Below are 13,944 nucleotides of genomic sequence, written 5' to 3'. Positions count from 1 at the left end.
CGCGTATCCCGCTGCTAACATACAAGGAGGATTACATGTCAAAGGCTAATAAGATTACTGCCATAGTGTTCATCTTAATAGCATTCGGATTTATTGCTTCAGGATTAAGACTATCGTTTGGAGCAAGGCTGTATCCGATGATTTTATCTATTTTGCTGGCATTTTTAGGTGTCTTGCTGTTTATAACATCACATAAAAAAAGTAAGACTGACAACTCACCGAATCCGCTGGCTATACTCATTAAGGAACATAAGCATTTTACAATATTGATTGTAGGTTACATACTTTTTATTGCAGGATTGACGTTTATAGGTTTTGCACCGGCCTGCTTTATATTTTTGGTTATAGTGCAATACTTGTTGGGATATAGAAAAAAATCTGTATTGTTTATAAATTCGGCAGTATTTACATTGATTGTTTATTTTTCGTTCAGCAGTTTACTGAATGTTCCGCTGCCGGTAGGAATCTTTTTAGGAGGAATTTAAATGGAAAGTATATTACAAGCACTGCTTGCAGCCTTATCGCCTTCTAATCTGTTAATGGCTCTTTTGGGTACTGCCGGCGGAATAATAATCGGCGCCATACCAGGGCTTTCTGCAAACATGGGGGTTGCCCTTTTAGTACCATTTACTTTTGTAATGGAACCGGAAACCGGACTTATAATGCTGGGAGGAATTTATGTAGGAGCCATCTACGGAGGTTCCATAGCGGCTATACTCATAAATGCTCCGGGGACGCCTTCGGCTGCAGCTACTACATTTGATGGTTATCCCATGGCACAGAAAGGTGAAGCCAGGCTTGCCCTTGGAACGGCTACCTTATCATCAGCCATTGGTGGGATATTCAGCGTAATCGTGCTGGCACTGTTTGCACCATTTTTAGCGAAGCAGGCACTGAGGTTCGGACCGCCCGAATATTTCGCACTGGCCTTTTTCGGACTTACTATCATTGTAAGTTTGTCAGAGAACAACATGATCAAAGGACTTATTTCAGGTGTGTTCGGACTGCTATTGGCAACCATAGGCATGGATCCTGTTGAGGGGGCCATGAGATTTACATATGGCAATATTAATCTGATTTCCGGAATTGCACTGGTTCCGCTTCTGATTGGTTTGTTTTCAATTTGTGAAGCATTTATGCTGGGAACAACAAAGGTATCTAAAGGAAGTCTCGCTGAGATAAAAGGCAGGCTGCTTCCTAACAGGGAAGAAATTAAGAGAAACATGGGGAACTTCACGGTATCTTCCATAATCGGAACAATTGTCGGCATTCTGCCTGGGGCAGGAGCAAGCGTTGCTTCATTTGTGGCGTACAATGAAGCCAAGAGAATGTCAAAAAGAAGCCATGAATTCGGAACAGGCATAGTTGACGGCATCGTAGCAAGTGAAACATCAAACAACGCATGCGTAGGCGGGTCCCTTGTACCTCTATTAACATTAGGAATACCGGGAAATGCAGTTTCTGCACTGTTTATTGGAGCTTTACTCATACATGGACTAAAGCCGGGACCAGATTTGTTCTCAGGTGCAAATGAAAAAATTATGACTGTATTTTTCTTTGGATTGTTTATAGCAAATGTATTAATGCTGATTCTCGGTTTGGCGGGAGCAGGATTGTTTGCAAAGGTGTTGTTTTTGCCTCAGCCAATCCTGGCAACATACATCCTCGTGTTGTGTGTAAGCGGATCTTTCGCCATAAACAACAATATGTTTGATGTGGGTGTAATGTTTTTATTCGGTCTTGCGGGACTATTGTTCAAGCTTCTTAAGATACCTGCTTCGCCTGCTGTTTTGGGAATAATTCTCGGGCCTATGGCAGAAACAGGCCTGAGACAGTCGCTGCTCATGTCAAACGGCAATCCATTAATATTGTTCACAAGGCCCATAAGTTTCTTTTTTATAGCTGTAGGGGTTGCATCTATGGCAGCGCCATTGTTGAGAAATTATAAAAACAATAAAAAGGCTAATGCCTAGTTTTTAGATTACAATGAAGAGAGACACTGACTGCACTAGGTTGGTGTCTTTTTTGTTTGTAAATTATTGATTGTTATGCCGAAATGTTATTATAGTGATATACTAGAAAATTCACAGATATTATGTTAAGATAATAAAAAATAGTAGAAAGGGGTTATTATGTTAAAGAGATATATTGTGGAATTTGGCATGGGAGCAGATCTTCATGGCGGTGATGTTACTAAGGCTGCAGTTAAAGCTGTAAAGGATGCAACATCCAGAAGTTGTTTGTGCGGATTGGAGGATATTCTAAATATAGATCCCTTGAAGATGCATGTTCATGTAAAAATAGGATGTACTAATCCAGATATGGTGGATAAGGAAACAGTTATGAAGGCAATTCCGGTAGGCAAGGGAGAAATAGAAGTAGTAAAGGGCGGATTAGGAGTGCAAGGTTTAGAGGTTCCCGCATTTGGGGCTGGTAATACAATACAGATTGCTGTAGCTGCATTGACTGTATATGCTGATGTAGAAACATTAGCGTGAGTCATAAAATATGAATAAGTAAAATTTTGTAAAATATAAAAATAATGTTACAAAATGTACTCTAAAATTGTCTATATTATAGAGTGAATAAAAAAGTGAAATGTTTGTGTGGTATAATGAGGTGAATAAAATTAAGCAGGGGGGCTAAAATTGGGTAAGTATTTATCAAGATTAAACAAGAAAACGTATTGGATATTTTTTGCTGCATGTGTTTTTCTAATTTGCATTGTATTATTTATTTTCAACAATCAGGAACCCGTTAAGGAGTACCAGTTTCCATTACAAACTGAGGATGTAGAAAGTGTATTAACGGAACAAAGTATTGAATGGTACATTACAGATAAAGGTGTTGTTGATGAATCAAGAAATATTTACACATTAAAAAATAATGAAAACATAACCATGGGTATTGATGCGTGGGTTAAAGATAATCATAAAATTTTTAGCATGTCTTGGTTTTTGCCATCTAATTTGACAAATGATCAAGTGAATGATTTTTTTAGTAATGAGTTGTCGAAACATTTAGAACTGCCAGGAATATTTTATGGCAATAAAAGAAAATTAGATAAAGAACTAAACGAAGTGCTAAGTTACAGTCTAAATGAAAACAATTATGAAAATGGTGTATATTGGGATAAGAGAGTAGGTAATGATCATTTAAGAATTAAAATTAGTACCAATAACTATCAAAATCATGTTATATCATTGCTAGTAATTCCTGATGAGGAGTATGAAAATTATTTAAAGACATCAGATAATTTTTGGAAAGAAGCAGCTTCCGGCGAAAATTTAGAAATAATCGAAAGCACTGTAGCTGAAATAAATGAAACAGCAAAAGAATATGCTGTTCCTGTAAATGATATGGATACTTTTTCAAAACACTTTGTTGTATCTGGAAGGTTAGAAGATATTAAAGAGAATAAAAAAGTGCCTGAACCATTAATCAATGTTAAATCCAATTATTTAAAGCCAAACAAAGATAAATATATGAATGCCAGACTGGTTGATGAAACAGGCAGCATTGATGTATTTGTTGAAATGACTTCACTTGAAAATAAAGAATTAAATATAAAACGTAGTCACAATGTTGTGATGTTATATAATAACGAGGTCATATACGTTGTTCGTCCGGGTTCATTGTATTCAGAGGAATAAGAAAATTTTTTTATAATTTACTGTTTACAACTCAGCTTTGTGTTCATAAATTTATTGTGGAATCACTTGTAGTGTTTCCAAGTGAGTAATAATCCACAAAACAGTTATACCAATTTGTACAATATAAGCCCTCTTCTTGGAGTCTTCTCATGGCCTCGTTAAAGTCATTGGTTGTTGGGAGCATAACAGGATCTCCCGGCATCCAATTAGATGGGGTATAAACATTGTATGCTTGTGTTAGTTGAAGTGAATCTATAATCCTTAAAACTTCATAAGTATTTCTGCCACAGGAGGATGGATAAGTCAAAATTGCACGTATTCTTCCTTCGGGGCTTATTATGAACAGATCTCTTACACTTTCCTCGTAAATTTTGTCAGGATTAACCATTCCGTATTTACGTGCTATTTCAGCATCTCTATCTTCTAATAAAGGAAATGGAATTATAATTCCATAAGTATCAACAATATTTTTTTTCCATTCAATATTAGCAAAATTGTTATCTATTGTTACAGCTAATACTTGAACGTTTCTTTTAACGAATTCTTCATAATGGTTTGTAAAGGCTAAAAGAGATGTAGTCGATGTAGCGGCGAAATCTCCGGGTTCACTAACAAGTACCACCCATTTTCCTCTGTATTGTGATAATGTAATTGTCCCTTCTGTTGATAAAGTAGTAAAATCCGGAGCAATTCTTCCTATAGTAATACATCCTGGAATAATATGTTCTTCAAAATTAGTACTCATATAAACCTCCATTGTCAATATTTCTTACATTATATGTGAAATATTTTCTATGGTGAAATTATGTGTCTTTTGTTTTTGTGTAATAATATATACAGAGTGGATAGGATTGATTGTGATTAAGAAGGAATATTAATAATATGTTGTGAAAAAATGGAGCACACCTCATTAGGGGCGTACTCTATCTATATGACAACTTATTTAATAACTATGCTGCAACTGCAGACATCTTTTTCATTTCATTATATCCAATGAGCACAGTGCAGACATAGGCACATGTCTTGGGTATCATTAAAATTCCAATAACCGGAATAATGTCTGCAAACAATACTACCGGTATATAGAATGCAAAACTGAGAACAATTGTCAGCCACATGAACCTAAAATCATGATCAGATGTATTCCTGGACTTGCTGTAGAACAAGAATATTATAATAATTCCCATTGCAGCAAATGGCAGGTTGCGATATATTGCCCATGATAATGGAGCAGTGGCACTTGTCCATGCATTCTGAGGGAAAAGGCAAAGAAAAATTCTTAATGCTGCCAGTGCATACATGGTTATGGTAAGTCCGTTTTTATCTTTTACATTGTAGCGCAAGCGCCATACATAATATAACAATACATAAAATACAGTCATTGTTATTGAAGTGATGAACTTTCCTATACCAAGGGCGATGACGAAATTATCAAGGCCAGTGGTGCTAAGAGCATATGCCCGAGGAATCAGATGGAACGAATCTCCTGCTCCAAGAGTCACAGCCATGATACCGAACAGCAAATATTGTTTGTTTCCTTTACTTTTTAAAATTATTGTGATGCCTATGGTAATAACCATAATCAGGTACACAGCATCGAATATTGTTTCAAATATAGCTTGCATAAAATCCTCCTTAAATTGAACGTTGTTCATTTTGATTTTTATAAAAACCCAACAACCGTTGGGATCTTTATCTTTATTTAATAAATTGTGCGCTTAATGATTTCATTCAACACATAACAGGACTGTTGGTTATTAATCAACAATGTAATTATGTTTGAAAATACAAAATCAATAAAATGCTCCTGTGTAAATGTTTCATTAAATGTATTCTTTTTTACATTATTATCGTTTTGCAATGATTGAAGCAGGCCTTTCTTCATATGAGTGAAATACTCATTCATGACTTTGCGACCCTTTGCTTTATCTTCATTAGCAAAATTAACAGAATGTATGGTAAAGAAAGCCGGATATTCTTTTACTCCGCTATTTACAGTTTCAAATAACCATGTTACACGTTCTATAAAGTTATTTTCATTATGAGTATTGCTTAATTTATGAAATATATCTTTCCAGATATCTTCCACTGTTTCAGCTGCAAGGTCTGCCTTAGAAGGAAAGTAATTGTAAACCGAACCTACTGCAACATTACAGTGCTTTGCAACGTCACGCATGTTGAGAGCTTGAAGCCCTTTTGCAGTTGCAATTTCTTTGCTTGCCTTTAAAATAGCTTCTTTAGAAGTAACTACTGTATTCATACTTTCTCCTTTCAAACTGAACATTGTTCATTATATGGCAAAAAAGAATTTTTGTCAATGCTTGTTTAAAAATTTAAGTGAACAATTATTAAAAATTTTCGTCCTATTATATAGGATTAATTTACCATATATTGTTGTGCAAATTTTAGGGAGGTATTATGAAAAAAACAGTGATTTTATTTACCTTATGTTTAAGTCTATTCATTATGGCGGGATGTGACAAATCTGTTGACAATGACAGTCAAGCTGTTGCAGAAAAGTTTTTTATGGAAATGTATACGGTGGATAAAGAAGAAGTTGAAAAGTATAATAATTTCCTGGATTTAAGACCTGCAGATGAAAAGGAGTTTGCAGAAGCTATAGAAGCAAATGACGAAGTCATCAAATCCTTAATGACAAACAGAGCATACAATGTACTCTTGAAAAACAGGCAAAACTTCATGTTTACGCAGCATTGTGCCTTAAATAATTGTACAATTCAGGTGGTGGATGTAGATTTGTCCGGAAAAGAATCTGGAGCAGAAGAAAATAAGGCAGATTACAATTTTGAAGTTAAAATTCAATTTATTTCCAATGACGGAAGTGTGTTGCAGGATGATTCCGCTAAAGGCCAATTAAGACTTGAACGAGAAGACAATGAATGGAAAGTATCAGACTATAGAGTGTTTGAGTATCCAAAAACCATAGTTAATTAGTATTTAATTCAATTCAATTGACATATAGCAATTTAGAAGATATATTTTAATTTAAATAGTACATCTAATATTTATCTTAAGGAGACGTAAAATGAAGTGTTGCATTCTTATGGGTAGCCCCAGGAAAAGCGGAAATACATATCAGCTGTTGACGCCTTTTGTTGAAGAACTTGATCTTAACCAGGTCAAGTATGATTTTGTTTGGCTTTATGACAAACATATTGAGCCTTGCACTGCCTGTCGCAGATGTCAAAAGGACTGGACTGTTTTCGGGTGTCGTTACAATGATGATATGCAGGAAATTTTTGATAAAGTGCTGGACAGCGATGTGATTGTTTTGGCAACACCAATTTATTCATGGTATTGCACGCCTCCTATGAAGTCTTTGCTGGACCGTTTGGTTTATGGAATGAATAAGTATTATGGAGATGAGAAGGGTCCTTCCATATGGAAAGGCAAGAAGCTGGCTGTCATTACAACCTGCGGATACAGGACTGAAAAAGGGGCAGATTTGTTTGAGGAAGGCATAAAGAGATATTGTGCTCATTCACAACTTAATTATCTTGGTATGTTGTCTGAAAGAGACTTAGGATATAAGACCGAGTTCATGTCTGATGATAAAGCTGAACACGCCAGGTCATTCGCACGAAAGCTGATAGACAATGAAGTTTAAATAAATCAATTAAATTTTGTCCATTTTTAAAAGATTAATTATTGCCAGAAGTTCGGGAGGGGATTATGGAAGGTATAATTATTGAGATTTTAATCATTTATTTGATTTTCATGGCTATTATGGTGACAATGGACTTAAAACTTAAAAACTTTGTACCGGAGAAATACTCCAATATTCTCATAATTGCAATGTATGTTGTTATTTTTACTGTTAGGTGGGCCGGAACTGGCTTTTCTCCCAAAGCATATGAGTCCTTAAGCTTATTAATTGTTCCCGCAGCTTTAATTGTAACTTACACATTTGTGATTAAGTCAAAATTTTATTGTTTCAAGGGCATAGACAAAAAATTCGTAAGAAAAAACAGAGATGAAATATCAAAGATAATACAGGAATATAAGCTTCATAATCTACAAGGCAAATCTGACATATCACTGGGATCTAACAATATCATATTTGAAAGGGTAAGTGCATCACAAATAAAAGAATGCTTGTCAATGATCGGCGATTACCTGGATGACAATAGAGATAAATACTCTGCCAAGGATTATGTGGTCTATTATACCAAAGTATTTATAGTTCCTTCTACAATCTTAGCTTTTCTTATGTTTGCAGCGTTTAAAATTGGCTAAACAACCATGTAACTGAAGACGTAGAGGAACTGGAAAAGAAAATAGAGCAGTTTGAAAGAAAAAGATCAACATGAAAGTGAGAGGAGGAAGATACATGTCAAGACTACTGGGTGTTTTTATGTTTCCAATATTTATAATTGTACCGGCGATTGTTTTGTATTTTGTCATTAAGCTGGCTATAAAACATGCAATAAAGGAATTAAAGGACAATAATATTCTATAATACTTTTGCTTATTAGGGGTGATGAATATGAGCAGAAAAATGATTGTGATCGGCATTTTGATTTTATTGACGGCTTGCAGCAATACAGAAAAAGTTCATGATGCTGCTGATAAAGATAATATGAGCGAAGTTGAAGAAATAACTAATAACAGTGATGTGGATAACGTTTTGCCGGCAGAAAATAATACATTTTCTCTAAAAGAAATTGATATAAACCGGTTAAATGAAATTAGGATAACTGAAGAGGATGGAAACAGAATCTTATTTGATGATTATTTATCCTCAACAGAAATAGTATCTGAAACAGAAGCTGTTTTTTCAGATGAATATTATGATACTGTACGTAATTCAAGTCAGGCATTATACTGCGAAGGTTTTGATGAAGATTTTGACAATGATATGATAGATACCAATATTTCGAACATGAAGTTTGTGCACTTTGACAGCAGTGGTACGAACACATTTTCAAACTTTGAAAGTCCTTATAATTTAACCAAGAAAAATACGGTTTTAGTTTTAGAAGGTACAGATGAAAGTTCAGAAGTTAATGTTAAGGATATTGTTTATGGATACTGTGTTGATAACATAACGTTAAATTGCTTTATAAAAAGGAATACAAGCGATACTTTCGATGTTATTATAGATCCTGCTTACATGTATGGCTTGCCTGTATATCATTCGGATGCTGCTTGTTGTGATTATACCGTCAATGGTCTTAATATTAAAGCAGACACACTTTTTTTGAATGTTGCTGATGTTGACGGTGCATTGAAAGATACACTGATGAGATCAAGTTCATCCTATGTATATGCTCAGCTTACATTTGGTGAAATTGACTGCAGCTATGGTGTTAAATCCGGCTACAACATCACAGCTTCTATTGATGATTATAAATTGATTACAACAGATACAGAAAGGGTCCTTACAAAGTCATTCATGTTTGAAAACACAGAGGGTAAGAACCCTGAAATGCTTCGCGTTTACAACACTATCATGTCAAATATGGATGTTTTGAACACGGAATCGACTTTGGGCATAACATTGCTGGATTTGGATTTTGACAATATACCTGAAGTTCTGGCAACAAGATATTCTGATATTTCTGACCCTTTATACAAAGGTTCTGATACTGAAGCTGCAGATGTTGATGTTTACCGTATTGAAAATGAAAATCTCATTTACATTGGAACACTTTATAATTATCACACAGTAATATACGAGTTAGGTAACGTCTTAGGGTTGAAAACCCTTGAAGATGGCAGCAAAGCCTGGTTTAATATGTCATACAGGAACAGAAACACAGGAGAAGTTTCTGACACGGACTACATTTTTACATTGGAAGGAAATGAACTGAAGTTTCAAGAAGTGTTCAGCAAAGATAAAGAAGGAAACTATTATTACTTTGGAGAACCCATGGTTTTTGAAGAAAGTACTTTTACTGATGAGATTTATGGCCAGGAAACCACCAGCACTATGTACAGTTGGGGGAATTATAAATCAAGATTTGGTACATGGGAGCTAATCGGAAAAATAAAGCAAGGCTATTGTGAAGACATGAAAGATTCTTCATTTAATCTGTACAGTGACTGGCTTTCTCATACGGATCCAAACAATAAATCCTACAAGCTTCAATTGACTGAACGTATGTTAAGCTACAATGTAGCATACCTGGTAGATTCTTATTATTTAGGTTCCTATGATGCAAACAAACAGTATTTTGAGTACAGGTTTCTGGGAGACTATGCAAAACCGGTCATATACCTTTATCCCACAAAACAAGAAGATGTATCCGTTAAAATTGATCTTAAGGGAATGTTGACTTGTTCATATCCAGAATATAATGACGGATGGAATGTAACGGCTTATCCGGACGGCACTCTTATTAACAAATCAGATGGTCGTGAATACTCTTATTTATATTGGGAAGGCAAGGGTGCTGCTGATTGGGATATGTCACAGGGTTTTGTTGTTAAGGGATCTGATACCGCCAGGTTTTTACAGGATAAGTTGGAGTATCTTGGCTTGACTGCAAGGGAGTTGAATGAGTTTATCGTGTATTGGCTTCCGTTGATGAAGGATAATAAATATAATCTCATAACTTTCCAGACAGCAGCTTATGAAGAAAATGCAAGACTATATATTACACCTAAACCTGACAGCGTGCTCAGAGTGTTTATGGCATACAAGGCGTTGGATGATTATATTGAAGTTCCGGAACAAAGACTCAGCACATTTAAGAGAAACGGTTTTGCCGCAGTTGAATGGGGAGGAACAGAAGTGAAATGAAAATCAGATTATGCAACATTAATGACAAGGAAAATTGGATCAGGCTGAATAGGGCATTTATGGCATATGAGTTATCTGATGAAGGGTTTTGGAATAATGCTGACACGATTTCTGATGAACAGTTTGGAATTGTTTTTGAAGAGGCTCTCAACAATCCTGAATTAATTACCATGATGATGATAGAACAGGACAATGAAACAGTTGGTTTTGCCAATCTTATGACCATATTCAGCGTATGGGCTCACGGTAAAGCCTTAGTACTTGATGACTTGTTTCTTTTGGAATGTTGTCGTGGAAAAGGGTTGGGCAGGGAAGCTTTAAAATACATTGAAAATTTTGCTGAGGATAATGGCTATAAAAGATTGCAGTTCCAGTCAGAGTTCAGCAACCCGGATGCATATGCTTTCTACACTAAATTGGGATATAAATCCGAAGACATGCATTTTTTTGTCAGATATTTTAATTAATGAGATAAACAAAAACCTCACTTTCCCTTGACATAGGGCAAGTGAGGTTTTATGTTTAAAGAGAATATTCCTTGGGAGGATTGCCTGAAAAATCTGCAATTGTTGCTTTTGCACTTTCCAGGTAAAATACTTCGAAAATTGGATTATCAGGTGTCTTGTATATTGATTTTACCAGTTCGCTGCTTTCAAGAACATCTTTTTTTATTACGGCATCTGATACGAAAGCGACTTTACCGCTTAATCTGATCCATGCGAAATTTGAATTGCAGGTTGTCAGTTCAACAACAGGGTGATTTTTTATTTCAGCATATACATCCTTTTGATTGCTGGTGCAGAAGTAGGGTTTTCCTTCCTTTTCAAGCATAAATTGGAATGGTCGAACCTTTGGATTGCTGTCCAGCCCAACTGTGGAAAAGTACATCACCGGGTTTTCTTTAATAAATTTTATTGCTTCGTTCATTTCTTTTCTCCTTTACGTTGACAATTATTAAGTTTTTTACTTTGTACAATCAATATTATAACCAGATAAATAATATTTTTTGTTTGATAATTTGCGGCTACCTGTATATAATAATGCCATTGGTATATAAACGCAAGTAAGCACCTTGAAGTGCTGTAGGTACCTCAAGGTAACTAATGGAGGAAAAATGAAAAAAGAAATGCCGCTTTGCCCGGTTGAAGCAACCCTGAACATCATAGGCGATAAGTGGAAGATACTTATACTGAGAGACTTAATAGACGGAACCAAGCGCTTTGGAGAATTAAAAAAATCCATCGGTTCAATAAGTCAGAAGGTTCTTACACAACAACTGAGGGATATGGAGGAAGATGGGCTTGTTAACAGAAAAGCATATGCAGAAATACCTCCAAGGGTGGAGTATTCGCTGACGGAAATAGGAAACAGCTTAAAACCCATACTTGATTCCATGTTTTTATGGGGGCAGCAATATAAAGAGAAGATTATAAACAAATAGTAAATATAATTAAAGCTGGACACCTTTGTTTATCTCAGTAAGGGCTTGGTTACGGAAATAGGCGGGCTCATGACTCATGGGGCTGTAATTACAAGGAAATATGGTCTTCCGGCAGCTGTTGGATTGGAAAATGCAACAAAAATTATAAAAGATGGACAGAGAATCAGGGTTAATGAAACAGATGGCTATGCAGAGATTCTGTAGGGGAGTATGGGTTTAGTCAAAAGCTAAACCCGCACACCAAATCATTAAGCGTATTTGCCTGAGAAAACAAATCATCACATGCTTCTGAGGCTTTATCTGCAGCGGCAGAATTTACTTGTACAACTGCGGCGATTTGTTCTACTCCAACTTTAATTTGTTCAATGCTGACAGATTGCTCTTCTGATGCTTTTGAAATTTCTTTTACTTTATCAGCCACATGTTTTGAACTTTCTACAATATTATTAAGGGTTGCAGCAGTTTTGTCAGCAATTTCATTTCCATTTACTACAGCTTTTATTGTTTCCTCTATAAGAACGGAGGTGTTTTTAGCAGCTTCTGAGCTTCTGACTGCAAGGTTTCTAACTTCTTCTGCAACTACGGAAAATCCCTTGCCTGCTGTACCTGCATGTGCTGCTTCAACAGCTGCATTCAATGCAAGAATGTTAGTTTGAAAGGCTATGTCATCAATGAGTTTAACTATTTTTCCTACTTCATTTGATTTATTTTTGATTTCTGTCATTGCAGCAACCATTTCTTCCATTCTTTTATTGCAATCAGAGATTTCATTGCCCATAGTAATTAATTTATTGCTTGCAATGGAAGTGTTTTTAGCATTATCTCTAACATGAACAAAAATTTCTTCTATTGCTGCTGACGACTCTTCTATTGAACCTGCCTGTTCAGTGGCGCCTTCGGCAATTTTTTGCGAACTTAATGATATATTTTCCGATCTTTTTGATACTTCTGAGGATAATTCATTTATGCTTTTTATTGTTTTTGAAAGCATCTGTACGGATTCTGTAATAGAATACTCTATTCTTTCAAAGTCTCCCGTAAAACTCTGGCGTATTTTTATGTTCAAATTTCCTTTAGATAACTCATTCATAACTTCATCTATTTCCTTTATGTATAATGTTAATGTATTCATGGATTTTTTCATGCTTTCAGCTAATTTTCCCAGTTCATTCTTTGATGTATATGTTATTTTGTAATTTAAATTGCCGTCTGACAAGGCTTTAGCCAAAGCCTCAATTTCACTGACTGGCGCTACTATGCTGCCTGAAATCATTTTGGTAATAATAAAACCTAATAAAACTGCAGCCAGGGTCATCAAAACAGTTAATAAAAATGAAAATCTAACACTTACATTTGATTTATTCGCGGCTTCCTGCGATATAAGGTTTATGCCGTCTGTTATTTCATTTAAATTTCTATTGATATCATTTATAACAGGTTCATAGGAATTAAAAATAAGTCTTGTGGCATCGCTTTTATACTTGAGATTCATAACCTCATCCCTGATTGCTGCTTCTTTTTCCAGAAGTTGTACAGTATCTTTAACTCTATCTGTATCAGTCACAAGGAGCCTTTCTAATTCTTTCATGTTATATGTCATTTGATTATATAAATCATTGCTTATAGAACGATATTCTTCCTTTTTTGTAATATTGTCTGTCAATGTTGATGCATACAGATTCTTTTCAATGTTTTTCAGGCCTTTTGACACTGAAGAGGCCAGATATATTTCAGGTATTGTTACTTCATTTGTTTTGCTGAGTAACTCAGCGGTTTCGTTAAAGTTGTAGAGGCTTATGGAAATAGGAACAATAAAAAGTAATATTAATGCAGCAAATGAAATAGTTAGCTTTGTACCTAATTTAAGGTCATTGAATATGTTTTTTTCTGAAACTTTAGCATCTTTTGTCTTAGTTTTAGCATGGTGTAATATTTTCAGGCTTTTGATGAATGTATTTATAGATTTAAAATTGACTGCTTTTCTTATTTTCAGTTGTTGAACTTTTTTGTACATACTTGTCTCCTCTCGAATATGCATTGTATTGTCTCATTGATTCAATATAAACAGGAAAGGTAAATACATG

General features: G+C 35.2%; 16 protein-coding genes and 1 pseudogene. 12 read left to right on the top strand and 5 right to left on the bottom strand.

Features of this window, described 5'->3' with window-relative positions:
* Window positions 1-35: 35 nt before the first annotated feature.
* The 4 genes from LY60_RS01875 to LY60_RS01860 all read left to right on the top strand — a co-directional run bounded on the left by LY60_RS01875 (window position 36) and on the right by LY60_RS01860 (window position 3,653).
* Window positions 36-485, top strand: coding sequence for a tripartite tricarboxylate transporter TctB family protein (locus LY60_RS01875; RefSeq protein WP_145079215.1), 450 nt, complete (start codon window positions 36-38; stop codon window positions 483-485).
* Window positions 486-1,973 carry a tripartite tricarboxylate transporter permease gene (locus tag LY60_RS01870; RefSeq protein WP_145079212.1) on the top strand — a complete coding sequence of 496 codons (1,488 nt, stop codon included), beginning with the start codon at window positions 486-488 and terminating at the stop codon, window positions 1,971-1,973.
* A 159-nt stretch (window positions 1,974-2,132) separates the two neighbouring features.
* On the top strand, window positions 2,133-2,498 hold the full coding sequence (locus LY60_RS01865) for a Lin0512 family protein (RefSeq protein ID WP_246145342.1): 366 nt from the start codon (window positions 2,133-2,135) through the stop codon (window positions 2,496-2,498).
* Window positions 2,499-2,648: 150 nt separating this feature from the next.
* The gene (locus tag LY60_RS01860) at window positions 2,649-3,653 is read left to right on the top strand and encodes a hypothetical protein (protein ID WP_145079206.1); all 1,005 of its coding nucleotides are present in this window, start codon (window positions 2,649-2,651) and stop codon (window positions 3,651-3,653) included.
* 43 nt (window positions 3,654-3,696) lie between these two features.
* Here LY60_RS01860 and LY60_RS01855 read toward each other — a convergent pair whose 3' ends face one another.
* From LY60_RS01855 to LY60_RS01845, 3 genes are all read right to left on the bottom strand, one after another.
* The gene (locus LY60_RS01855) at window positions 3,697-4,398 is read right to left on the bottom strand and encodes a redoxin domain-containing protein (RefSeq protein ID WP_170226075.1); all 702 of its coding nucleotides are present in this window, start codon (window positions 4,396-4,398) and stop codon (window positions 3,697-3,699) included.
* Between the two features lie 205 nt (window positions 4,399-4,603).
* A complete protein-coding gene (locus LY60_RS01850) occupies window positions 4,604-5,278 on the bottom strand; it encodes a hypothetical protein (RefSeq protein WP_145079200.1) in 675 nt (224 codons plus the stop codon).
* 77 nt (window positions 5,279-5,355) lie between these two features.
* The gene (locus LY60_RS01845; protein ID WP_145079197.1) at window positions 5,356-5,913 is read right to left on the bottom strand and encodes a TetR/AcrR family transcriptional regulator; all 558 of its coding nucleotides are present in this window, start codon (window positions 5,911-5,913) and stop codon (window positions 5,356-5,358) included.
* Between the two features lie 158 nt (window positions 5,914-6,071).
* On the opposite strand from LY60_RS01845, the gene LY60_RS01840 reads away from it, so the two are divergent.
* From LY60_RS01840 to LY60_RS01820, 6 genes are all read left to right on the top strand, one after another.
* Complete coding sequence (locus LY60_RS01840) at window positions 6,072-6,608, top strand: hypothetical protein (protein ID WP_145079195.1); 537 nt, start codon at window positions 6,072-6,074, stop codon at window positions 6,606-6,608.
* A 91-nt stretch (window positions 6,609-6,699) separates the two neighbouring features.
* Entirely contained in the window at window positions 6,700-7,281 is a 582-nt protein-coding gene (locus LY60_RS01835) for a flavodoxin family protein (protein ID WP_145079192.1), read from the top strand.
* 65 nt (window positions 7,282-7,346) lie between these two features.
* Window positions 7,347-7,910, top strand: a complete 564-nt coding sequence (locus LY60_RS01830; RefSeq protein ID WP_145079189.1) for a hypothetical protein — start codon at window positions 7,347-7,349, stop codon at window positions 7,908-7,910.
* A 94-nt stretch (window positions 7,911-8,004) separates the two neighbouring features.
* Window positions 8,005-8,133 carry a hypothetical protein gene (locus LY60_RS18285; protein ID WP_019227953.1) on the top strand — a complete coding sequence of 43 codons (129 nt, stop codon included), beginning with the start codon at window positions 8,005-8,007 and terminating at the stop codon, window positions 8,131-8,133.
* Window positions 8,134-8,160: 27 nt separating this feature from the next.
* Window positions 8,161-10,419 (top strand): hypothetical protein, encoded by a 2,259-nt coding sequence (locus tag LY60_RS18130; protein WP_246145341.1) that lies wholly within the window; start codon window positions 8,161-8,163, stop codon window positions 10,417-10,419.
* Window positions 10,416-10,886, top strand: a complete 471-nt coding sequence (locus LY60_RS01820) for a GNAT family N-acetyltransferase (protein ID WP_170226074.1) — start codon at window positions 10,416-10,418, stop codon at window positions 10,884-10,886. The genes LY60_RS18130 and LY60_RS01820 overlap by 4 nt, the downstream gene beginning before the upstream one ends.
* A 55-nt stretch (window positions 10,887-10,941) precedes the next feature.
* On the opposite strand, the gene LY60_RS01815 is transcribed toward LY60_RS01820, so the two are convergent.
* Window positions 10,942-11,346, bottom strand: coding sequence for a pyridoxamine 5'-phosphate oxidase family protein (locus LY60_RS01815; RefSeq protein ID WP_145079184.1), 405 nt, complete (start codon window positions 11,344-11,346; stop codon window positions 10,942-10,944).
* 187 nt (window positions 11,347-11,533) lie between these two features.
* On the opposite strand from LY60_RS01815, the gene LY60_RS01810 reads away from it, so the two are divergent.
* Together LY60_RS01810 and LY60_RS01805 are read left to right on the top strand one after the other, a co-directional pair.
* Window positions 11,534-11,860: a winged helix-turn-helix transcriptional regulator gene (locus LY60_RS01810; protein WP_145079181.1), complete on the top strand. Its 327-nt coding sequence runs from the start codon at window positions 11,534-11,536 to the stop codon at window positions 11,858-11,860.
* Between the two features lie 13 nt (window positions 11,861-11,873).
* Window positions 11,874-12,064: pseudogene (locus LY60_RS01805) on the top strand (PEP-utilizing enzyme); the annotation flags it as partial.
* Window positions 12,065-12,080: 16 nt separating this feature from the next.
* Here LY60_RS01805 and LY60_RS01800 read toward each other — a convergent pair.
* Window positions 12,081-13,874, bottom strand: a complete 1,794-nt coding sequence (locus LY60_RS01800; RefSeq protein ID WP_170226073.1) for a methyl-accepting chemotaxis protein — start codon at window positions 13,872-13,874, stop codon at window positions 12,081-12,083.
* Window positions 13,875-13,944: the final 70 nt, after the last annotated feature.

This window comes from Sedimentibacter saalensis, from assembly GCF_007830175.1.
GTDB lineage: Bacteria > Bacillota > Clostridia > Tissierellales > Sedimentibacteraceae > Sedimentibacter > Sedimentibacter saalensis.
The sequence above is the reverse complement of the archived record's forward strand: the minus strand, read 5'-3'. Positions and strand labels throughout refer to the sequence as shown.

What these genes read in the sequence shown, in the direction of transcription:
- LY60_RS01875 (WP_145079215.1), top strand. Translation starts at nt 36, where the DNA reads ATGTCAAAGGCTAATAAGATTACTGCCATAGTGTTCATCTTAATAGCA.
- LY60_RS01870 (WP_145079212.1), top strand. Translation starts at nt 486, where the DNA reads ATGGAAAGTATATTACAAGCACTGCTTGCAGCCTTATCGCCTTCTAAT.
- LY60_RS01865 (WP_246145342.1), top strand. Translation starts at nt 2,133, where the DNA reads ATGTTAAAGAGATATATTGTGGAATTTGGCATGGGAGCAGATCTTCAT.
- LY60_RS01855 (WP_170226075.1), bottom strand. Translation starts at nt 4,398, where the DNA reads ATGAGTACTAATTTTGAAGAACATATTATTCCAGGATGTATTACTATA.
- LY60_RS01850 (WP_145079200.1), bottom strand. Translation starts at nt 5,278, where the DNA reads ATGCAAGCTATATTTGAAACAATATTCGATGCTGTGTACCTGATTATG.
- LY60_RS01845 (WP_145079197.1), bottom strand. Translation starts at nt 5,913, where the DNA reads ATGAATACAGTAGTTACTTCTAAAGAAGCTATTTTAAAGGCAAGCAAA.
- LY60_RS01840 (WP_145079195.1), top strand. Translation starts at nt 6,072, where the DNA reads ATGAAAAAAACAGTGATTTTATTTACCTTATGTTTAAGTCTATTCATT.
- LY60_RS01835 (WP_145079192.1), top strand. Translation starts at nt 6,700, where the DNA reads ATGAAGTGTTGCATTCTTATGGGTAGCCCCAGGAAAAGCGGAAATACA.
- LY60_RS01830 (WP_145079189.1), top strand. Translation starts at nt 7,347, where the DNA reads ATGGAAGGTATAATTATTGAGATTTTAATCATTTATTTGATTTTCATG.
- LY60_RS18285 (WP_019227953.1), top strand. Translation starts at nt 8,005, where the DNA reads ATGTCAAGACTACTGGGTGTTTTTATGTTTCCAATATTTATAATTGTA.
- LY60_RS18130 (WP_246145341.1), top strand. Translation starts at nt 8,161, where the DNA reads ATGAGCAGAAAAATGATTGTGATCGGCATTTTGATTTTATTGACGGCT.
- LY60_RS01820 (WP_170226074.1), top strand. Translation starts at nt 10,416, where the DNA reads ATGAAAATCAGATTATGCAACATTAATGACAAGGAAAATTGGATCAGG.
- LY60_RS01815 (WP_145079184.1), bottom strand. Translation starts at nt 11,346, where the DNA reads ATGAACGAAGCAATAAAATTTATTAAAGAAAACCCGGTGATGTACTTT.
- LY60_RS01810 (WP_145079181.1), top strand. Translation starts at nt 11,534, where the DNA reads ATGAAAAAAGAAATGCCGCTTTGCCCGGTTGAAGCAACCCTGAACATC.
- LY60_RS01800 (WP_170226073.1), bottom strand. Translation starts at nt 13,874, where the DNA reads ATGTACAAAAAAGTTCAACAACTGAAAATAAGAAAAGCAGTCAATTTT.